This is a genomic window from Kitasatospora sp. NPDC053308 (assembly GCF_055585785.1).
This window is the reverse complement of record NZ_JBVJJY010000015.1, coordinates 25120-42461: the sequence shown is the minus strand read 5'-3', so window position 1 is coordinate 42461 and position 17342 is coordinate 25120. Positions and strand designations below refer to the sequence as shown.

Here is a 17342-nt window from a genome sequence, read left to right as displayed (position 1 = left end):
CTCCGGGCCCCGTCCCGAACCCGCCGCGGACACCGGACACGGCGTCAACGTCCTGACACGGCAGCGCTGCTGTGTGACCGTAGGAGGACGGAGCGGTCCGCCACCCTGCGGCCGTCCACGCGCGAGCGGAAGGACGAGACTTGACGAGCACACGCGGCCGCATCGCCGCCCTGCTGGGCGCCGTCGCGGTCCTCCTCGCCACCCCCACCGCCACCGCCGCGGCATCCGCCGCCACCGCCGCGCCCGAGCCGGCCCGAGGCGGCCGGCTCACCGGGACGGCACCGTGCCCGGCCGCACCCGAGTTCACCTGCGCGACCCTCACCGTCCCGCTCGACCACACCGGCGCCCAGCCCGGCACCCTCGCCCTCGACGTGGCGATGACCGGCAACGCCGACGCCCCCAAGGGCGACCTGCTGTTCCTCACCGGCGGCCCCGGACAGCCCGGCGTCCCCGCGATCCGGCAGATCGCGAGCAGGCTGACGCCCGTCCTCAAGGACTACCGCCTGGTCATGTACGACCAGCGCGGCACCGGCCGCCACGCCCTCCAGTGCCCCGGGCTGCAGGAGGACATGGGCTCCTCCGACCTCGCCGTCCCCCGCAGGCGGTCCGTCGCCGACTGCGCCGCCGCCCTCGGCCCGAACGCCCGCTTCTACAGCACCGCGGACACCGTCGCCGACATCGACCTGCTGCGCCAGGCCCTCGGCGCGCGCCGGCTGACCCTGGACGGCGTCTCGTACGGCACCGCCGTCGCCGAGCGCTACGCGTTCGCCCACCCGTCGCACGTGGCCCGGCTGGTGCTCGACTCGGTGGCGCCGCCCCAGGGTTTCGACCCCCTCGACCTGGCCGCGCTGCCCGCCACCGCCCGGATCCTGCGCGCCGCCTGCCGGGCCACCGGCTGCACCACCGACCCGGCCGCCGACCTCGCCACCACCGTGCGGCGGTACGGCAACGGCGCGCAGATCCTGAGCGCGCTCACCGGCTACGAGTTCGTCGACCCCGACTACGGCGGGGTCCCGGACATCCTGCACGAGGCCGCCGCCGGGCGGCCGGCCCGGCTCCGGGAATTCTTCGACCTCGTCCACCGGGAGGTCGACGCCGCCTCCGCCGAGGAGCTCAGCCAGGGGCTGCACTCCGCCACCGTGTGCGCCGACTCGCGCTTCCCCTGGGGCACCGCCGACACCCCCGTCGCCGGGCGCGCGGCCGCCCTGGAACGCACCCGCCGGCAGCTGACCCCCGAACAGACCTGGCCCTACGACGCCGCGACCGCCACCGGGCTCGGCACCCTGCTGGTCTGCCTCGACTGGCCCCGCCTGCCGGTGCCGCCCGCGCCGCCGGCCCACCGCGAGCTGCCCGACGTGCCGGTCCTGCTGCTCGGCGGCGACCGGGACCTGAGCACCCCGTACGAGTGGCTCTACCGGACGGCCGAGCTGGCGCACGACCCGCGGATCGTGATCGTGCCCGGGGCGGCGCACTCGGTGCAGAACCGGGCGGCGAACCCGGCCGGACGGCAGGCCGTGTACGACTTCCTGCTGGAGTAGCACGCCTTCCTGCTGGAGTGGCGCCGCCGCCGGGCCGTCAGGGCGCGGTGGTCGCGGCGGGGGTGACCTCGCGGACGGCGGCGGCGACGGCGCGGAAGTCCTTGCGCAGGATCGCGCCGTGGTTGCTGGTCACCTTCGCGCTGATCACGATGTGCGGATTGCGCGCGGTGACGCCGGTGACGGCCGTGCGGATGCGCTCCTGCTCGTCGCCGCGGCTGCCGAGCGAGGTCCCGGAGGCGAGCACGTAGCGGGTCGGCACCGCCAGCGCGTCCAGGACCGGGGCCAGTTCGCGCTCCCCGCTGATCCTCCCGAGCTCGATGTTGCACGCGGCCAGCTCCTCGGCGTTCATCCGCGGGGTGATGCCGGTGGGGCGCAGCAGCGGCAGGAACCAGCTCCACTGGCGGAACTGCTTGCGGATGCGCTGCTCCATGGCCTCGTCCAGCCAGTCGTAGGGCATGGCGCCGTCGACCAGGACCGCGCCGAGGGCGCGCCCGGGGTTGCGGGAGGCCCAGTGCGCGGCGAGGTACGCGCCGTAGGACCAGCCGACGACCAGGGCCCGCTGGACGCCCCGGGCGGCGAGGACGGCGTCGACGTCGCGCACGCAGGCCTCGAAGGAGTAGTCGGCGGAGCGGGCGGACCTGCGGCCGCGGGCGCGCTCGTCGTAGGTGATGTGCCGGTAGCCGTCGCCGAGTTCGGCGATGACGCGCCGCCAGTAGCCCTGGGTGGCGAACTGGCCGTTGAGGTAGACCACGGGGATGCCGTGGCCGCCGGTGTCGGTGACGGCGAGGGCGGTGTCGTCGACGGGCAGCATCCCGGTCCAGGGGGCGGGCGCGGGGTGGGGTGCGGAGTGGGGCGCGGGGTTGGACGCGGGGTTGGACGCGGTGCTCATGGCGGAGTGCCTTTCCGAGGGGCCGGAGTTGCCCGGCACGGTCTTTCTGACAACGGAAACGCTACGTTGCTTTCCGGAAGTCGGCAATGCGTTCGTTGCGTCAAATGCCAATAATTGCAGGTGAGATGCCGGAAAGTGTTGCAACGGCCCTGGCGGTAACGCAATGGCAATAGACTTGTTCATTGCAATGGCCAGAAGGTGAACGCTAGGGTGGGGCCACGGACCGCCAGGACCGCCACCCCAACCACCAGGCAGCAGCACCGAGGAGACCGCGATGCCGGGAGGCCGACTCACCCAGCAGGACCGCCAGCAGATCGCGCTGGGACTGGCCGACAGCCTCCCCTACGCCGAGATCGCCCGGCGCCTGGAGCGCCCGACCTCGACCGTCACCCGCGAGGTCATGCGCAACGGCGGCCCCACCGCCTACCGCGCCGACCTCGCCCACCGCGCCACCGAGCGCCGCGCCCACCGCCGCCCGCGGCCCGCCGCCCCCCGCGGCCCGCAGCCGGCCCCCGGCGCGCACGGGCGCGACGACGCGGCCGTCGCCGACTACGAGGAGACGCTCACCACCGTGCTCATGGGCTCGGGCCTGTCCAGGATGACCGCCCGGGTGCTGACCTGCCTGTTCGTCACCGACGCGGGCAGCCTCACCGCCTCCGAACTCGCCCGGCGCCTGCAGGTCAGCCCCGCCTCCGTCTCCAAGGCGATCGCCTTCCTGGAGAGCCAGAGCCTGGTGCGCCGCGAACGCGACGAACGCCGCCGCGACCGCTACATCGTCGACGACGAGCTGTTCTTCCAGGCCACCATCGCCAGCGCCCGCGCCAACGACCAGCTCGTCGCCACCGCCCGCCAGGGCGCCGCCGTCCTCGGCCCCGACACCCCCGCCGCCCACCGCCTGGAGAACGTCGCCCGCTTCCTCGACTTCATCAGCGAGAGCATCGTGCGCGCCGCCGAACAGGCCCGCGCGGTCCTGCACACCAAGCCCGTGACGGCGGGCGGGTCCGTGACGGCGGGCGGGTCCGTGACGGTCGACGGGTTGTCCGTGACGGCGGGTGGGGCCGTGACGGCCGGCGGCAGCGGGCCGGAGCGCGGCTAACGTGCCTGGACGGCCGCGCCGCGGCGCAGGGTCAGCACGCGGGTGGTGCTGCCGTCGTCCTCGGTGAGGTCGCGCACGTGCGCGAAGCCGAGCCCGGCCAGCAGGGCCAGCGAGGCACCGTTGTCCCCGGCCACGGTGGCGTGCACCTCGGCCAGGGCGAGGGTCCCGAAGCCGTACGCCACCAGCGCCCGCGCCACCTCCGTGCCCAGGCCCGAGCCCCACGCCGCGGGGGCCAGGGCGTAGACGATCTCGTGGCCCCGCACCGTGTCGGTCGGCTTGATCTCGGCGTGCCCGATCAGCCGGCCGTCCCGGCGCACCGCCCACACGTCGAACAGCCGCCGGGCGTAGACCTTCGTGAAGATCCGCCCGAACAGGGCGCGGTCGTCCTCCTCGGACGCGGGGCCGTCCCCCATCCACCGGGACACCCGCACGTCCTGGAACAGCGCCACGAAGTCCTCCTCGTCCGCGGGGAGGTAGGCGTCCAGGACCAGGCGCCCGGTGCGCAGCACCGGGGCCGGGGGCGTCGGGGGCGTCGGGGTCACGCGGGCGACGCTACTCACCCGCTCAGGGCCCTGCCCACCGCTTTTCGCCGCCCGGGGAGTGGGGCGGCGCGCGGGCCTTCCGGGCTCAGAGCGCCGGCGGCAGGTGGCGGGCCGCGGCGAGGGCGGCCACCGTGCGCAGCCGGGTGAAGTAGGCGGCGCAGTACTCCTCGTCCAGCAGCGGCAGCACGGTGTCGAGGTCGGCGATGCACCGCCACAGCCCGGCGACGCCCTGCGCGTCCAGACCGCCCGCCAGCTCCCGCTCGACCAGGCCGGCGACATCGGCGTCCAGGCGCACCAGGTCCGCGCCGTCGACCTCCACCCCGCGGAAGCTCTCCGGGAACAGCGCGCCGCGCTGCTCCTCCCACAGCATGGCCAGCCCGTCCCGCGGCCCGCCCGCCTCCCCCTCCTCCCCGACCCGCGGCGCGTCCGCGGCCGGGCGCAGCAGGACGGCGACGGTGTCGAACACCGCGCGCACCAGGTCCACCGCCCGCAGCGGGTTGACCACCCCGCTGCTCGCCGCGCCGTGCGCGATCCGCTCGCGCAGCCGTACCGCGCGCTCCAACTCCCCGGCCAGGTAGGGCGAGACGAGGCCCGCGTCGGCGGCCCGCCGGACCAGCTCGGCAAGCGGAGCGTCCTCGTCCGCCAGCCGCCGCGCCAGGACCTGCTCCAGGGCCAGCAGGGCGTGGGTGACGGCGACGGTGGCGAACTCGTACCGGTAGTAGGAATGCCGGATCAGTTCACGGGAGGTCTCCAGCGCGCTCATCACCGACATCGACGCGCCCTCGGGCAGCACCAGCTCGGCGACCAGCGGGTCCATGCCCGCGTAGTCGGGGACGACGGAGCGCACGCGCAGATCCGGCACAGGGGTGTCCATCCGTGCAGTCTCGCCGCTCGCCCGCCGCCGGTGCCACCGGATTCACCCAAGACGGACGGCCGCACCGCGCGCCGTGCTCGTCGCGGCCCGAGCTCGGGTGCGGCGGGCGGGCCGAGGGTGCGGACCCTAGGGCCGTACCAGCGGCAGCGGCCGCAGTTGCGGCCAGTGGGCGCGCATGCGCCGGTGCAGGTCCGCCGCGAGCCGCCCCAGCGCGGTGAGTTCACCGCCGCCACCGCTGCTCTCGGCGCCGTCCGCGGTCAGCCGGGCGACGACGTCGAGCCGGTGGAGCAGGCGCTGGCGGGCGCTGGCGGTGCCCCACGTCCAGTCCTCGGCCGCTGCCCGGGCCAGCTGGTCGACGCCGCCGCGCTCGGCCCGCTGGACCAGCGCGTCGCCGCGCAGCAGCCAGGACGCGCACGCGTCGCCCAGGTCCTGGCCGGCGTCGGTGCCGGTCGCCCCGTGCCAGGCGGTCCGGTAGGCGTCCTCCGCCTCCCGGAGCAGCGGTGCGGGCGGGGCGGTGGAGCACCAGCAGGTCGGGAACCCGATGCGCAGGTAGGCGAGTTCGACCAGCCCGCTGCCCAGGGAGGCCTGCTCGAAGTCGATGAACCGCACGCCCGTGTCGGTGTGCAGGTCGTTGCCCGGGCACGGGTCGCCGTGCAGCAGGGCGTGCCCGGGCGCGGTGCGCAGCCGCTCCAGCAGGGCCGCCAGCTCGGCCCGTACGCCGGGCGGTTCCGCGGCGCCGAGGGCGGCGGCGAAGGCGAGGAAGGCCTCGGCGTCGCCCGCCGTGGGAGCGGACCAGGCGGGCAGAGCGCCGGTGTCCCCGGGCCCGGTGGCGGCGTGCAGGCGGGCCAGTGCCGCCGCGTACCCGACCACCCAGTCCTCGGTGGGCCGGCGGTGCGTCAGGTGCTCCAGGACCAGCACCCGCCGTGCCGCATCGGTGCCCAGCAGCCGCGGCACCACGGGCGGCTGGACCCGGGAGGCGAGCCGCAGCCCGGCGACCTCACGCGCGTAGTGCCCGTCCGCCTGCGGCCCGTCCACCAGCTGCTTGACCACCACCGGCGCCCCGGACACCTCCGCCCGCCACACCCGCGAGCGCGGGCTGCTCTCCAGCACCACGGCCCGCGCGGGCACGCCGAGTTCGGCCCGCAGCTCCTCCCCGAACGGCAGTTCCCGCTCGGACGGCAGTTCCTCTGCGAACGGCAGCTCCCGCTCGGACGGTCGTGACGCACCTGACGGCCGTGTCGACTCCACGGCGGCATCCTCACACGGGCGTGGACGACGGCGCCCGCGATTTACGCCGGGCCCGGTCCCGCCGGTCCCGCCGGTCCCGCCGGACCGGCTGGGCGGGCCGGACCGGACCGGGACCGGCCGTGGGGGCGTCCGCTCAGGCGGGCTGCCACAGCTCGATCCGGTTGCCCTCCGGATCGGTGACCCAGCCGAAGGTCCCGACGCCCGCCATCTCCTGGGTCTCCTCGGCGACCCGCGCCCCCTTGGCGCGCAGCTGCGCGAGCATCGCCGCCAGGTCGCGGACCCGGAAGTCGAGCATCGTCTGCTGGCCGGGGGAGCCGAAGTGGTCCGTTCCGGCCTCGAAGGCCGCGAACACCGTCGGCCCGGCCTCCTGCTGCCACAGGCCGTGCTCGTCCATGCCCAGCCCCAGGCAGTCCCGGTACCACGCGCCCAGCGCCGCAGGGTCGTTCGCCCGCAGGAAGTACCCGCCGATCCCCAGCACACGTTCCATGCCGCGCATCCTGCCAGCCACCCGGCCCCGCCGCCCCCGCGCCGCACCGGCCCTGCCGCCCCCGCGCCGCACCGGCGACGGCGCCGGTGCGGCGCGTTCGCGGCCGCCTGGGGGCCGCCGCGCCCTGCCAACAGGGCGCCGGCCGAGGGGAATTGGGTGGCCGTGCCTCCGGCGCCCGCTGTTAGGGTGGCCGGATGGCAACGATCAAGGAATTCCAGGTCACCTTCGACTGCGCGCAGCCCGAGCGCGTCGCCCGGTTCTGGTGCGAGGTGCTGGGCTACGTCCTGCCGGAGCCGCCGGCCGGATTCGCGACCTGGGAGGACTACAACGCCACGCTGGCGCCCGAGGAGCGGGGCGCGTGGGCCGCCGCCAAGGACCCGGAGGGCAAGGGCCCGCGCCTGTACTTCCAGCGCGTCCCCGAGGGCAAGGCCGTCAAGAACCGGGTGCACCTGGACGTCCGGGTCGGCACCGGCCTGGTGGGCGAGGAGCGCCTGGCCGTGCTGCAGGCCGAACGCGAGCGGCTGGAGGCCCTCGGCGCGGTCTGCGTCCAGGTGCTGGTCGCCGACGGGGTCAACGAGTCCTGCATCCCGATGCTGGACATCGAGGGCAACGAGTTCTGCCTCGACTGAGCGCCCGCCGCGACGCGCGGCTGAGGCCGCCTCGGCGAGGGGCGCCGGAACGGGCGTGGGACGGCCGCCGGAACGGCCCCGCGGAGGCGGGCGTCGATCCGGTGCCGCTCGACGACCGGGTGGTCCTCGCCCGAGTGGCGCCCCTGACGGCGCCCCCCGAGGGGCGCCCTCACGACGCCCCCGAGCGGCGCCCTCACGACGCCCCGGAGCGGCGTCCTCACGGCGGCCCCCCGAGTGGCGCCCTCACGACGCCCCCCGAGGGGCGCCCCTGACGACGCCCCCGGAGTGGCGCCCTCACGACGCCCCCCCCGAGGGGCGCCCTCACGACGCCCCCCCGAGGGGCGCCCTCACGACGCCCGGTCCTCGATCCAGGCCACGACGCGGGCCCGCGCACGGGCGTCGGCGGTCTGCTCGTGCGGCTCCGCGCGGTCGAACCGGTGGAAGTACGCGCCGCGCACCCCGGCCAGCTCGGAGTCGAGGGCGACCCGCAGGACCGCCAGGGTCCCGTCGTCGAGCGTGGAGGCGACGGGGAACCCTCCCTCGCGGACCATGCGGGTGGGCATCTCCCGTGCCGGGTGGACGACGTTCACCGGAACACCGTCCCGGGCCAGTTCGATCGCGGACATCACCAAGGCGACCTTGCTGCGGCAGTAGGCCCGGATCCCGTCGTAGTCGCGCTCGTGGTTCAGGTCGTCCAGGTCGAGCGGCAGCTGTCCCGTGCTGCCCACCTGGACGATCCGCCCGGCGGGGGTCAGCGCACCGGACAGCTCCCGGGCGATCAGGTGCGGTGTGACCGCGTTGACCGCCATGCGCAGCTCGACCCCCGCGGTGTTGGTCTCGCGGGAGGTGGGATCGACTCCGCCGCCGACCGCGGCGTTGTTCACCACGAGGTCCAGCCGGCGCTCGCCGGCGACGGTCAGGCACATCCGCCGCACCGCCGTGTGGTCGGACAGGTCGCACTCGACCACGAGCGGTTCGGGCGCCCCCAGCCTTCGTGCGGCCGCCGCCACGTCGTGCGCCCGCTGCGCGGTGCGAACGGGCAGCACCAGACTCCAGCCACGCCGTGCCAAGTCCAGTGCGATCTCGCGCCCGAGTCCGGAGGTGGCGCCTGTCACCACAGCAGTATTCATGCCTTGAAGACTATCAAGACTTTGATGATGTTCAAGGGCTGTAAGCTGGAGGCATGGCACTGGCGGTGGGCGAACGGCTCGGTTACGACATCAAGGCCACGGAGGTCGCGTTCATGACGGCGAAGGCCGAGGCGCTGCGGCCGATGGGTCTCACGGTCGCCCAGTACGCCGCCCTGCTCGCGCTCCGGGACAACCCCGGGATCAGCGGTGCGGGCATCGCCAGGGCGTGCCTGGTCACGCCCCAGGCGGCAGCGGCCACCCTGAAGACCCTGGAGGCCAAGGGCCTCGTCGTACGCGAGCAGGACGACTGGAACCGCAACAGCCGGCCCAACCGCCTGTCCGAGGAGGGGCGGCGCCTGACCGACCTCGCGGACTCCGCTGCCGGCGCGGTCGAGCAGCGGATGTACGACGCGCTCTCCCCGGCCGACCGCGACACCCTGCGACGCCTCCTCGGCCAGTGCCGCGCCGCGGTCGCCGCGAACCCCTGACCAGGCGGCTCCGGCCGCCCGCCGGCCTGAACGCCCGTCACCGTGCGGCCCGCGTCCTGCTGCGGCTCGCACCCGGCCGCACCGCCTGAACCACGTCGCCGACCGTCACGAGACGGTGCCGGGAAGGGTCCGGCGAGCTCGAGAAGGCCCCTCCCGGGCTCGCCGAGGCCGACGGCCCGCACGTCGGCAGCGCCCGCACCGCACGGCCCGGCTCGCCGTGGCGCACACCGCCCCGCCGGCCGGGGTGGGTTCCCACGCTCCACCCGCCCGGTGAGGTGAGTACCGGGCTCCGGAATCGTGGAGGGACCCCCGCGAGTGCTCCGTCCGACCGGGTGAGCCTGGGCCGGTGTCGGCCCGGGCGCCCCGGCCCCGGCGCAGCCGCCGGATAGAACGTGACCCGGCCCGCCGTCGGCGGTGCCGGCCGGGGCCCGCCCCGGTCCCGCGGTCCGGTCGCAGCAGGGAGCGCCACCCCGGCATGGACGTCCTCTTCCTCACGAGCGTCGCGGCGGTCGTCGCCGACCCGCCGCAGAGCCGCAAGCTGTTCGTCGACGCCCTCGGCCTGCCCCTGGAAGGCGAGGGCGACGACGGCTACTACTCCAGCGGAAACATCCCCGGCAGCAAGCACTTCGGCCTGTGGCCGCTCTCGCAGGCGGCCCAGGCCTGCTTCGGCACCGCCCACTGGCCCGCCGGCCGAGTCGTCCCGCAGGCGTCGATCGAGTTCGAGGTCGCGACCGCGCAAGCCGTCACCGCCGCCGCAGCCGAACTCCAGCACGCGGGCCACGAGCTGCTGCACCAGGCCCGCACCGAACCCTGGGGTCAGACCGTGACCAGACTCCTCACGGCGGACGGCCTGATCGTCGGCATCTCCTACGCCCCCGCCCTGCACACCCCGCCGGACGGCCCCCACCCCGGGTGAACCCCGGCAGCCGGAACGGGAAGTCGGCCCGGCCGACGTCCCGTGCGCGGCGGTGGCGCGACGAACGCCGCCATGAGGGCGTTCGCATGAGGCCGGGTCAGCGGACGGCGAACCCGCCAGTGCGGGTGGCGGCGACAAGGACCGCCGGACCAGCGGGGAGAAGTCGAACCGGGGCCTGTCGGAGCGCGCCCCCTCGGGCCCGCCCCGCCGTCCCGCTGCGCCTGGCCCCGTGACCTTTCAGCGGTCGTCCGCGCCCGGCATGGCGATCACGGCCACCACGATCCACAGCACGGTCATGGCGAGCCAGGCCAGGGCGTGCAGGCCCGTCCGCTCCGATGACAGGGCGGCCCGACCGGGGGCGCGGGGGTCGTACCGGACACGGTAGGTGTCGCCGAGCGTGACCTTCCCCGAGCCGGCCGGGGTCAGCTCGGTGACGCTGTACTCGCGGCCGTCGTGGGAGAAGGTGATGGTCGACGCGGTGATGCCGTCGTCCGTGACCTGATCGCTGCACACGCCTTCGGCGTGCATCCCGCGCCGGGACAGGAACCAGAAGTCGCTGACCTTCCAGACGAACCCCGCGAGGAACAGCAGGCCGAAGCCGACAGGAACCGCTTCCCCCACGATTGTCCCTGCTTCCTGACCCTGGACCGCCGCTCGACTCCCGGGCAACCCGAGACGGCGCGGTCACCCCCCGTGGACAGGACTAACCTACTGCCCATCGGGCCGTGCGCGCAGGCCCGGGGGTGTGTCCGGCACGGAACCCGTACGTCGGCGGATCCGCCGTCCGGCCGACACCCCTGCGCGAACGTCCGCGGAACCAGGGCCTGTCGCCAGAGTGGATCAAGGTCGTGAAATGATCACTTGCCGTGGGGCGCGTTGATCTGACGCACGGTCAGTGGAACCCGCTTGAGCCGATGTCGCCGACGGGCACGAAACCGGGACGGCCGCTGACGTGGACCGTCGCCGGCTGATCGACGGCATACGGTGGCGGACCCCAGGACCGGTGCGCCGTGGCGGGATCTCCCCGAGCGGTACGGGCCGGTGGGATCGGACCTCCGGGGCGATCCGCGGACGGAGCCTCCGGTGGCGTCGCCACCGAGCCCGACGGCCACGGCCACGGACGCTCGCGCGGCGGGCTGACCACCACGCTGCACCTCGTCGTCGGGCAGGGACAGAAGCCTCCGTCCCCGCTCGTCACCGCGGCCACAGGCGCGACAGCCGGCAGTTCCAGCCCGTGCTGGAGCGCATCCGGGCGCCCCGCATCGGCCCGGGCCGGCTCCGCCCCGAGCCGGAGGAGGTCCGTGCCGCCCATGTTCGACACGGCCGACGACGACGACGAGCGCCACGCGGTGGACCGCGGGATCAACCGGCTGAAGCGCCACCGAGCCGTCGCCACGCGAGAGGACGGGCTCGCCGTCCGTCACGAGGCGACGGTGCCGGTCGCAGCCGTCGACGAGGGGCTGTCACCGGCAGCCGTCCCAGCACCCACAGGGCCTGTCCGGTCGATCCTCCCGGACTCCCGTCGCATCGGGCCCAGGTCACGGACCACCCGAGTCCTCGGGCCCGACCACTCGGAAGCGTTCCGCAACGACAAGAGTGTCGGCATCGATGACCGGGGTGCGTCCCAGGTACTCGCTCACGCCATCGCTCCGGAAGAACTCCTCATGGGCTGCCCGCCACTCGGCCACGTCGGAGTAGCCGCGTCCCTCGGCTCGCGCGAAGTCGTCGTCGATCTCCTTCATGGGAACGACCCGCACGTCGACGAGCTCGATCGTGACGGCCGGACGACCTTCGGAATCAAGCACCGAGAATCGCTGACCGGTCATCGGCACGGCCTCTCCGGCGTGCTCGTAGATCTCCAGGAGACCCGTGAGCGCGGTCTTCCGACCGCTCAGGATCGCCGCCACACCACGGTCACGTTCCGGACCGGGGAAGGCGAGTTCAAGGGCCGGAAGGTCGTCATGTCCCATCGAGCGAGGGTACGGAGCCCGGCCCGCGTTGATCAAGGGGCCGCCGCCCCACTCGCTCTCGGCACCCCCCGGCAAGCACGTTCACGACCTCACGGGTCAGAACACCTCGTGCTCGAAGAGCACTTCCGGAGCGTCCGGCGAGGGGCCGCCCGGCGGCGGCGGGGCCGGCTCCCGGGGCACGCCCGGATATGCTGGCGGCCCGGTACGGGGCCGGCGGTGCCAAGGATCTGTCGATCCGGGACCCGGCCGGGGGGGAAGCTCCTGCCACCGTCCCCGGCTTCTCTCCCACGCACCACCACCCGGGTGCCGGGCAGTTCCTGCGGCTCGCCGACGGCGCGGTCCGCGTCTGGGCGTGACCGGAGAACGGGGAAGGGGCGGGTCGGCAGTGGACAGGGACCGGCGGCATGACGCGGTCGTGGCGCTCCGCGCGCTCGCGCGAAGCCGTGACCACCGTGACCGGGCGGACGCCGGCCGCGCCCTGGCAGCCTTCGCGGAGATGCCGCAGGCCCTCGGACCCCTGCGGGAGCTGCTGCTCGACCCGGACGACACCTTCGTCACCCGCGCGACCGCGGCAGCCGTGCTCCGGCGCAGGGACCGGATCGGGTTGGCGGTCGTCGCCTCGGCGTTGGCAGTCGCCGACCCGAACCACGGCGACTGGATCCACACCGCGGTCCTCGACGAGTTCGGCGTCTTCGCCGAGGACCGGGACCACGCGGTGCAGGTGTGCGAAGAGATGGCGCGGGACGCCGACGAGCACGTCGCTCCGGGGGCTCGTCGGCTGCACGAGATCCTGGCCTCGATCGACCCCGTTCTCCGCCCCGGGTAGCCTGCGGGTGTCGTCGGGGCAGTCCTTCGGGAGAGGATCCCCCCGTGAGTCAGCCCCAGCCGCAGTTGTCGAAGCCCGCGTTCGTCTTGATCCGCGTCGAGGCCCCGCGGGAGGCGCCCGCTCAGGTCGCCGCCGGTCTCGGTGGGACCGGCATCCCCGCAGGGTTGATCGGATACGAGTACCGGCCGCTGAGGGAGCCGGTGTTCCTCGCGGAGCTCGGTGAGCGGGGGCTGGTCGCCATCGCGACGAGTGGCCTGTTCGGACGCATCGCCATCGACGTCGCCACGGGTCACATGGTGCAGATTCCCACGATCGATTCAGCGAGAGCCTGGCACGTCAACAGCGATCTCGGCTCCTTCAACCAGTGCGTGGCCGCGGTGATCGAACGCTTCCCGTTCTACGCGGACGGCGACGAGGACAGATGCGAGCAGGTGGCGGAAGAGCTTCGCGATCTCATCTCCGGCATCGACGAGACCGCGCTCGCGGACAACGGGTTCTGGGAGACCTTCTGCGACGGCGTGGCGATCGGGGACTATCCGGACTGGGATGCGTGATCCGGCGGCGGACTCCGCCTCGGGTCAGCCGTCCATCATCGACTCGGTGCCGGCCAGGCAGCCGGGCCGGCCCTGTTCCTTCGCCTCCTGGACGTCTTGGCGCCGTCGCCCCGGGCCGGGTCGACGGCGCAGTGCAGCCGGGTCAGCGGGTGTCGAACTCGCCGGTGCGGACGGCGGTGACGAAGGACTGCCAGGCGGCGGAGGGGAAAGCGAGGATCGGGCCGCTCGGGTCCTTGGAGTCGCGGACAGGGACGAGGCCGGGGATGCCGTCGGCCACTTCCACGCACTGGCCGCCGCCGGTGCTGTGGGTGCTCTTGCGCCAGGTGGTGGGGGAGTTGTCGTGCATCGTGGGGGTCCCTTCTGAGCGGGCGGGTGGAGCGGGAAGTCGGCGGGGCCGACTTCCCGTGCGCGGGCCGGGCTGGTGCAGATGTCGCCTGTCGGGGAGCAGGAGCCCGTCAGGGTGGATCTAGAGGGCGGTGGTGAGGCGGCGGCCGTCATGGGAGCGGATGTGAGGAGGGCCGGGGCGCAGGGCGTCGAGGACGCGGACGGCGTAGACCTCGCTCATGCGGTCGGCGACCTCCTCGGGGGTCAGCCAGGCGACGGCGGTGGTTTCGGGGGAGAGCCGCTCCGTGCCCCCGGCGGGCTGGCAGCGGAAGACGAGGGCGACGACGCCTCGGGCCATGTTCTTGTAGACGCCGGTCAGTTGGTCGACGTGGACGTCGAGGCCGGTCTCCTCGCGGATCTCGCGCCGCAGGCCGTCCTCGATGCCCTCGGCGGGTTCGAGGACACCGCCCGGAGGCTCCCAGGTGCCGTTGTCGGCCCGCCGGATCACCAGAATCCGTCCGTCCTCCCGCACGACCACCCCCGCGACGGACACGGAGTGAAGAGGTGACGGCGCGGCGGGGCTGCTCATGGCACGAGCGTAGGGAATCCGAAGGGGCGGAGACAGGCAGAAGGCTCGCCCGGCCGCCCCCGGGGTCTTGGCGCCGTCGCCCCGGGTGGAGTGGGAAGTCGGCGGAGCCGACTTCTCATGCGTGGGCCGGGCCGGTGTGGATGTCGCTGCCCCGGGACCAGAGTTCCTCGACGTGTTCGGCGAAGCGGTCGAACATGCCGTTCTCCTCGCTGCGCCGCAGGTGCAGCAACGGCGAGTCGTGGCCGACGGTGCGGGCCAGGTGGGGCGTGACGAGAGCGTGTTCGTCGAAGCGGAACACGGACAGCCCGATGTGGTTGGGGCCGTCCTGCGGGGCGCTGAAACGGGCCTCGACGCCGGTGGTGTCGGCGAGTTCGGCGAGGTTCTCCAGGGTGACCCGGATCCGGGTGGACACGGTGAGGGTCACGTCCTCGATCTCTTCGCGTTGGCGCGTCGTGTCGGAATCGGGGACACCGAGGAGGAAGCGGATCCGGCAGCCGCTCTCGGCCTTGCGCCGCAGGGTCTGCAGGAGGGCGGGCTGCTCCAGCCACACGAAGTAGTTGGTGTACCCGGCCAGGAAGACCTCGAACCGCGCCTCGGCGATCAGCTGCGCCCACACCGACCGGGGGCAGGCCGACCGGTACGGATAGACGGCGAACACCTCCCGGTCGTGCCCGGTCTTCACGTTGGCCTGGAAGATGTCGCGCCGGATCACTGGTCATCAACCCCCGAGGTTTTTGGCGCCGTTGCCCCGGGCGGGGAGCGCGGTGGAGCGGGGTCAGTGGGCGTCGAACTCGCCGGTGCGCACGGCGGTGACGAAGGACTGCCAGGCTGCCGGTGAGAAGTCGAGTCGGGGGCCGTTGGGGTCCTTGCTGTCACGGATCCGACCTGGATGGGCATCGTCCACCTCAATGCACATGCCACCATCGTTGTTGCTATGGCTGCTCTTGCGCCAGGCGGTGATGGGGGTGGGGTCCATGGTGGGTCCCTCCTGGTCGGGGTGCGCGAGCGGAGTGGGAAGTCGATGGGATCGACTTCCCACTCCGGTGCGAAGCAGGCCTACTGGGCGTCGAACTCGCCGGTGCGCACGGCGGTGACGAAGGACTGCCAAGCCGCCGGTGAGAAGTTGAGTCGGGGGCCGTCGGGGTCCTTGCTGTCACGAACCCGGCCAGGGTGTGCGTCATCCACTTCGACGCAGGCGCCGCCATCGTTGTTGCTATGGCTGCTCTTTCGCCAGCTCTCGTGGTGGTTCGCTCGCACGGCCGTACTCCTTTGAGATGCGCCTGATCGTCGCCCGGGAGTCCCTGGGCGACCGGGCCATGGCCCTGAGCAGATCGTATGACCTCCGGCGGGCCGCGACCCCCTCGGCGTCTTCGATGAGTTCGCCGCTACAAGCACCTTCCTCCCAAGCCACCATCGGGCGGTTTGGCACCGAGTAGAGAAAAAGCGACCCTCCCATCTCGGCATGAATTCCTGCTGCAAATGGCAGGACCTGCACCGTGATGTGCGATCTCTGCTCCGATGCGATGGCATCGAGTTGTTGCCTCATCACTGCAGCGCCGCCGACCGGTCGCCGGAGAGTCGACTCGTCGAGAATGAACCAGCAATGCGGCGGAGCTGCCGAGGTAAGCCGCTTCTGACGATCAAGCCGCGCCGAAACCAGTGCGTCCAGTTCCTGTGGGGTCGCGTGTGGATGTCCCGCAAGAAGCGAGAGACGAGCGACCTCAGGAGTCTGCAGGAGTCCCGGGATTGTTGCGGCGGCATACTCCTCGATGGCCTCCGCCCTGGCCTCGATCTCAGACCATTGGCGGTATTTGCTGGGGAACCTCTCCCTCTTGGCAAGCAGGTAGATCCGGCCGAAACGGCCGTCGGTGCCGAACGCGACATCGAGCTTGGCGGGAAGCTCCGGCGGAGGCATCGACTCGGCTCGCTCGATCCTGGCGAGGTGCCCCTTCGAGAAGCAGCCGAGGATCTCGGTCAGCTGATCAAGCGACATGGAGCCGGCGAGTTCTCGGTGGTTGCGCATCTCCCAGCCGAACAGGTCGCGGGCCGAGCGCCCTGGGTCCAGCTTGTTGGGCTTGAAGGCCATGGCGCCCCTCCACTGTGTCCAACCGCGATGTGGCACACGTCCACGCTGGTCAGCCTAGCTGCAGTGAGCGACGCTTGAGGCACGGAAAGTGAAGTCGATCGTGAATCGGCTCGCGTGACTTCAGGTTCGCAAGGAAGGCGATCAGTCATGACCAAGGGATCACCCCAGCCCGCCAAACTGCACGGTTACGGGGTGCGCTTCGACCCCGAGGTGCAGCGGTACCGGGTCCGCAACGAGATGATCGGTGAGTGGCTGTGTCAGACCAGCGGTGAGTTGGCCTCGTTCACCTTCTTCTCGGACGCGTACACCGCGTGGCGCCTCTTCGAGGTGCACCCGCGGCCGGGGGAGCAGGCGCGATGACCTCGGCTCTGTCGCGGGCGACCGCCGAGCAGCGGCGGCAGGCGGCCGCCGTCCTGGATGACCTGACGACCGTCCTCGTGCTCGGTGGGGTGAAGTTGCCTTCCGTCGCCGTGGATTGGGAGTACGGGCGGATCACGGGCAACTACCTGATCGATCTGGGCTCGGCCCGGCCGCTCGACCTGCTGCGGATCGTCGACCTGCTCCGCAAGGGCCTGCGCTACGAGCGCCTCACGCATGACGACTGAACTCCACGCGCTGGTCCGGCTTCTGTGGTGGGCCTGCTTCGCTGCCGTCCTCTTCCTCGCTCTCAGAAAGTGAACACCGCCCCATGCGCGATCCCCGCCTCCTCGCCAAGCCGCCGGTGTGCCGGCTCGGCTGTCTCGCCCTCGTCCGCAATCGGCGCGGGGACGTCCTGCTGGTCGACCCGGACTACATGGACGGCCTGCTCCTGCCCGGCGGCGCCGCCAAGCCCAACGAGCCCCCGCACCTCGCCGCCGCCCGTCACCTGCACGCCTCCACCGGGCTGCACCTGCGGATGACCGCCTACTCGGCCGTGGACTTCACCCCCGCCGACCGCTACTTGGAGCGCGTCACCCTGGTCTTCCACGCCGGTACCGTCCGCGACGACACCCGCCTGACCGTCCCGCCCCAGAAGGTCAGCGGCCTGCTCGGCGCCCGCTTCGTCCCCGTCCACGACATCCCGAACGTGATGTCCCCCGCCCAGGCCGCCCGCGTCCTGGAGGCCCTCGCCGGGCGGACTCTGCCGATCCTCGTGCACGGCCAGCGCCCCGATTAG

The 17342-nt window shown here is 73.2% G+C and carries 24 protein-coding genes; 10 read left to right on the top strand and 14 right to left on the bottom strand.

Annotation, left to right across the window (positions count from 1 at the left end; translation table 11 throughout):
• Window positions 1–140 precede the first annotated feature (140 nt).
• Window positions 141–1538 carry an alpha/beta fold hydrolase gene (locus ACZ6Y7_RS27745; RefSeq protein WP_465760662.1) on the top strand — a complete coding sequence of 466 codons (1398 nt, stop codon included), beginning with the start codon at window positions 141–143 and terminating at the stop codon, window positions 1536–1538.
• Between the two features lie 37 nt (window positions 1539–1575).
• Here ACZ6Y7_RS27745 and ACZ6Y7_RS27740 read toward each other — a convergent pair whose 3' ends face one another.
• On the bottom strand, window positions 1576–2427 hold the full coding sequence (locus ACZ6Y7_RS27740; protein WP_465760661.1) for an alpha/beta fold hydrolase: 852 nt from the start codon (window positions 2425–2427) through the stop codon (window positions 1576–1578).
• A 274-nt stretch (window positions 2428–2701) separates the two neighbouring features.
• Here ACZ6Y7_RS27740 and ACZ6Y7_RS27735 point away from each other — a divergent pair, with 274 nt between their 5' ends.
• Complete coding sequence (locus tag ACZ6Y7_RS27735) at window positions 2702–3523, top strand: helix-turn-helix domain-containing protein (protein ID WP_465760660.1); 822 nt, start codon at window positions 2702–2704, stop codon at window positions 3521–3523.
• Here ACZ6Y7_RS27735 and ACZ6Y7_RS27730 read toward each other — a convergent pair.
• The 4 genes from ACZ6Y7_RS27730 to ACZ6Y7_RS27715 form a co-directional block, all read right to left on the bottom strand.
• Window positions 3520–4065, bottom strand: a complete 546-nt coding sequence (locus ACZ6Y7_RS27730) for a GNAT family N-acetyltransferase (RefSeq protein WP_465760659.1) — start codon at window positions 4063–4065, stop codon at window positions 3520–3522. The two genes, ACZ6Y7_RS27735 and ACZ6Y7_RS27730, sit on opposite strands and share 4 nt — an antisense overlap.
• A gap of 85 nt (window positions 4066–4150) precedes the next feature.
• On the bottom strand, window positions 4151–4939 hold the full coding sequence (locus tag ACZ6Y7_RS27725; RefSeq protein ID WP_465760658.1) for a hypothetical protein: 789 nt from the start codon (window positions 4937–4939) through the stop codon (window positions 4151–4153).
• A gap of 126 nt (window positions 4940–5065) precedes the next feature.
• The gene (locus ACZ6Y7_RS27720; RefSeq protein ID WP_465760799.1) at window positions 5066–6121 is read right to left on the bottom strand and encodes a phosphotransferase; all 1056 of its coding nucleotides are present in this window, start codon (window positions 6119–6121) and stop codon (window positions 5066–5068) included.
• Window positions 6122–6320: 199 nt separating this feature from the next.
• Entirely contained in the window at window positions 6321–6674 is a 354-nt protein-coding gene (locus tag ACZ6Y7_RS27715; protein WP_465760657.1) for a VOC family protein, read from the bottom strand.
• A 194-nt stretch (window positions 6675–6868) separates the two neighbouring features.
• Here ACZ6Y7_RS27715 and ACZ6Y7_RS27710 point away from each other — a divergent pair, with 194 nt between their 5' ends.
• Window positions 6869–7303, top strand: coding sequence for a VOC family protein (locus ACZ6Y7_RS27710; protein WP_465760656.1), 435 nt, complete (start codon window positions 6869–6871; stop codon window positions 7301–7303).
• A gap of 347 nt (window positions 7304–7650) precedes the next feature.
• Here ACZ6Y7_RS27710 and ACZ6Y7_RS27705 read toward each other — a convergent pair whose 3' ends face one another.
• A complete protein-coding gene (locus ACZ6Y7_RS27705; RefSeq protein ID WP_465760655.1) occupies window positions 7651–8433 on the bottom strand; it encodes an SDR family NAD(P)-dependent oxidoreductase in 783 nt (260 codons plus the stop codon).
• 53 nt (window positions 8434–8486) lie between these two features.
• On the opposite strand from ACZ6Y7_RS27705, the gene ACZ6Y7_RS27700 reads away from it, so the two are divergent.
• Both ACZ6Y7_RS27700 and ACZ6Y7_RS27695 read left to right on the top strand, forming a co-directional pair.
• Entirely contained in the window at window positions 8487–8921 is a 435-nt protein-coding gene (locus ACZ6Y7_RS27700) for a MarR family winged helix-turn-helix transcriptional regulator (RefSeq protein ID WP_465760654.1), read from the top strand.
• Between the two features lie 475 nt (window positions 8922–9396).
• Window positions 9397–9837, top strand: a complete 441-nt coding sequence (locus ACZ6Y7_RS27695) for a VOC family protein (RefSeq protein WP_465760653.1) — start codon at window positions 9397–9399, stop codon at window positions 9835–9837.
• 237 nt (window positions 9838–10074) lie between these two features.
• Here ACZ6Y7_RS27695 and ACZ6Y7_RS27690 read toward each other — a convergent pair whose 3' ends face one another.
• The gene (locus ACZ6Y7_RS27690; RefSeq protein WP_465760652.1) at window positions 10075–10458 is read right to left on the bottom strand and encodes a DUF3592 domain-containing protein; all 384 of its coding nucleotides are present in this window, start codon (window positions 10456–10458) and stop codon (window positions 10075–10077) included.
• Window positions 10459–11375: 917 nt separating this feature from the next.
• On the bottom strand, window positions 11376–11807 hold the full coding sequence (locus ACZ6Y7_RS27685) for an ASCH domain-containing protein (RefSeq protein WP_465760651.1): 432 nt from the start codon (window positions 11805–11807) through the stop codon (window positions 11376–11378).
• Window positions 11808–12303: 496 nt separating this feature from the next.
• Here ACZ6Y7_RS27685 and ACZ6Y7_RS27680 point away from each other — a divergent pair, with 496 nt between their 5' ends.
• Complete coding sequence (locus ACZ6Y7_RS27680) at window positions 12304–12633, top strand: hypothetical protein (RefSeq protein ID WP_465760650.1); 330 nt, start codon at window positions 12304–12306, stop codon at window positions 12631–12633.
• Between the two features lie 44 nt (window positions 12634–12677).
• Window positions 12678–13187: an SUKH-4 family immunity protein gene (locus tag ACZ6Y7_RS27675; protein WP_465760649.1), complete on the top strand. Its 510-nt coding sequence runs from the start codon at window positions 12678–12680 to the stop codon at window positions 13185–13187.
• Between the two features lie 142 nt (window positions 13188–13329).
• On the opposite strand, the gene ACZ6Y7_RS27670 is transcribed toward ACZ6Y7_RS27675, so the two are convergent.
• The 6 genes from ACZ6Y7_RS27670 to ACZ6Y7_RS27645 all read right to left on the bottom strand — a co-directional run bounded on the left by ACZ6Y7_RS27670 (window position 13330) and on the right by ACZ6Y7_RS27645 (window position 16186).
• Window positions 13330–13533, bottom strand: coding sequence for a DUF397 domain-containing protein (locus ACZ6Y7_RS27670; RefSeq protein ID WP_465760648.1), 204 nt, complete (start codon window positions 13531–13533; stop codon window positions 13330–13332).
• Between the two features lie 120 nt (window positions 13534–13653).
• Complete coding sequence (locus ACZ6Y7_RS27665; RefSeq protein ID WP_465760647.1) at window positions 13654–14100, bottom strand: NUDIX hydrolase; 447 nt, start codon at window positions 14098–14100, stop codon at window positions 13654–13656.
• A gap of 115 nt (window positions 14101–14215) precedes the next feature.
• The gene (locus tag ACZ6Y7_RS27660; RefSeq protein ID WP_465760646.1) at window positions 14216–14812 is read right to left on the bottom strand and encodes a DUF5919 domain-containing protein; all 597 of its coding nucleotides are present in this window, start codon (window positions 14810–14812) and stop codon (window positions 14216–14218) included.
• Window positions 14813–14875: 63 nt separating this feature from the next.
• A complete protein-coding gene (locus ACZ6Y7_RS27655) occupies window positions 14876–15076 on the bottom strand; it encodes a DUF397 domain-containing protein (RefSeq protein ID WP_465760645.1) in 201 nt (66 codons plus the stop codon).
• Between the two features lie 80 nt (window positions 15077–15156).
• Entirely contained in the window at window positions 15157–15285 is a 129-nt protein-coding gene (locus ACZ6Y7_RS27650) for a DUF397 domain-containing protein (protein WP_465760644.1), read from the bottom strand.
• Window positions 15286–15313: 28 nt separating this feature from the next.
• A complete protein-coding gene (locus tag ACZ6Y7_RS27645) occupies window positions 15314–16186 on the bottom strand; it encodes a Scr1 family TA system antitoxin-like transcriptional regulator (RefSeq protein WP_465760643.1) in 873 nt (290 codons plus the stop codon).
• A 147-nt stretch (window positions 16187–16333) separates the two neighbouring features.
• Here ACZ6Y7_RS27645 and ACZ6Y7_RS27640 point away from each other — a divergent pair, with 147 nt between their 5' ends.
• From ACZ6Y7_RS27640 to ACZ6Y7_RS27630, 3 genes are all read left to right on the top strand, one after another.
• Window positions 16334–16546 (top strand): hypothetical protein, encoded by a 213-nt coding sequence (locus ACZ6Y7_RS27640; protein ID WP_465760642.1) that lies wholly within the window; start codon window positions 16334–16336, stop codon window positions 16544–16546.
• Entirely contained in the window at window positions 16543–16791 is a 249-nt protein-coding gene (locus tag ACZ6Y7_RS27635) for a hypothetical protein (protein ID WP_465760641.1), read from the top strand. Before ACZ6Y7_RS27640 ends, ACZ6Y7_RS27635 begins: the two co-directional genes overlap by 4 nt.
• Before the next feature lie 83 nt (window positions 16792–16874).
• Complete coding sequence (locus ACZ6Y7_RS27630; RefSeq protein ID WP_465760640.1) at window positions 16875–17342, top strand: NUDIX domain-containing protein; 468 nt, start codon at window positions 16875–16877, stop codon at window positions 17340–17342.

Excerpts from the sequence above, each read along its gene's own strand:
- ACZ6Y7_RS27715 (WP_465760657.1), bottom strand. The coding sequence starts at position 6,674 with ATGGAACGTGTGCTGGGGATCGGCGGGTACTTCCTGCGGGCGAACGAC.
- ACZ6Y7_RS27700 (WP_465760654.1), top strand. The coding sequence starts at position 8,487 with ATGGCACTGGCGGTGGGCGAACGGCTCGGTTACGACATCAAGGCCACG.
- ACZ6Y7_RS27710 (WP_465760656.1), top strand. The coding sequence starts at position 6,869 with ATGGCAACGATCAAGGAATTCCAGGTCACCTTCGACTGCGCGCAGCCC.
- ACZ6Y7_RS27640 (WP_465760642.1), top strand. The coding sequence starts at position 16,334 with ATGACCAAGGGATCACCCCAGCCCGCCAAACTGCACGGTTACGGGGTG.
- ACZ6Y7_RS27645 (WP_465760643.1), bottom strand. The coding sequence starts at position 16,186 with ATGGCCTTCAAGCCCAACAAGCTGGACCCAGGGCGCTCGGCCCGCGAC.
- ACZ6Y7_RS27705 (WP_465760655.1), bottom strand. The coding sequence starts at position 8,433 with ATGAATACTGCTGTGGTGACAGGCGCCACCTCCGGACTCGGGCGCGAG.
- ACZ6Y7_RS27735 (WP_465760660.1), top strand. The coding sequence starts at position 2,702 with ATGCCGGGAGGCCGACTCACCCAGCAGGACCGCCAGCAGATCGCGCTG.
- ACZ6Y7_RS27655 (WP_465760645.1), bottom strand. The coding sequence starts at position 15,076 with ATGGACCCCACCCCCATCACCGCCTGGCGCAAGAGCAGCCATAGCAAC.
- ACZ6Y7_RS27695 (WP_465760653.1), top strand. The coding sequence starts at position 9,397 with ATGGACGTCCTCTTCCTCACGAGCGTCGCGGCGGTCGTCGCCGACCCG.
- ACZ6Y7_RS27665 (WP_465760647.1), bottom strand. The coding sequence starts at position 14,100 with ATGAGCAGCCCCGCCGCGCCGTCACCTCTTCACTCCGTGTCCGTCGCG.
- ACZ6Y7_RS27685 (WP_465760651.1), bottom strand. The coding sequence starts at position 11,807 with ATGGGACATGACGACCTTCCGGCCCTTGAACTCGCCTTCCCCGGTCCG.
- ACZ6Y7_RS27635 (WP_465760641.1), top strand. The coding sequence starts at position 16,543 with ATGACCTCGGCTCTGTCGCGGGCGACCGCCGAGCAGCGGCGGCAGGCG.
- ACZ6Y7_RS27725 (WP_465760658.1), bottom strand. The coding sequence starts at position 4,939 with ATGGACACCCCTGTGCCGGATCTGCGCGTGCGCTCCGTCGTCCCCGAC.
- ACZ6Y7_RS27670 (WP_465760648.1), bottom strand. The coding sequence starts at position 13,533 with ATGCACGACAACTCCCCCACCACCTGGCGCAAGAGCACCCACAGCACC.
- ACZ6Y7_RS27680 (WP_465760650.1), top strand. The coding sequence starts at position 12,304 with ATGCCGCAGGCCCTCGGACCCCTGCGGGAGCTGCTGCTCGACCCGGAC.
- ACZ6Y7_RS27630 (WP_465760640.1), top strand. The coding sequence starts at position 16,875 with ATGCGCGATCCCCGCCTCCTCGCCAAGCCGCCGGTGTGCCGGCTCGGC.
- ACZ6Y7_RS27740 (WP_465760661.1), bottom strand. The coding sequence starts at position 2,427 with ATGAGCACCGCGTCCAACCCCGCGTCCAACCCCGCGCCCCACTCCGCA.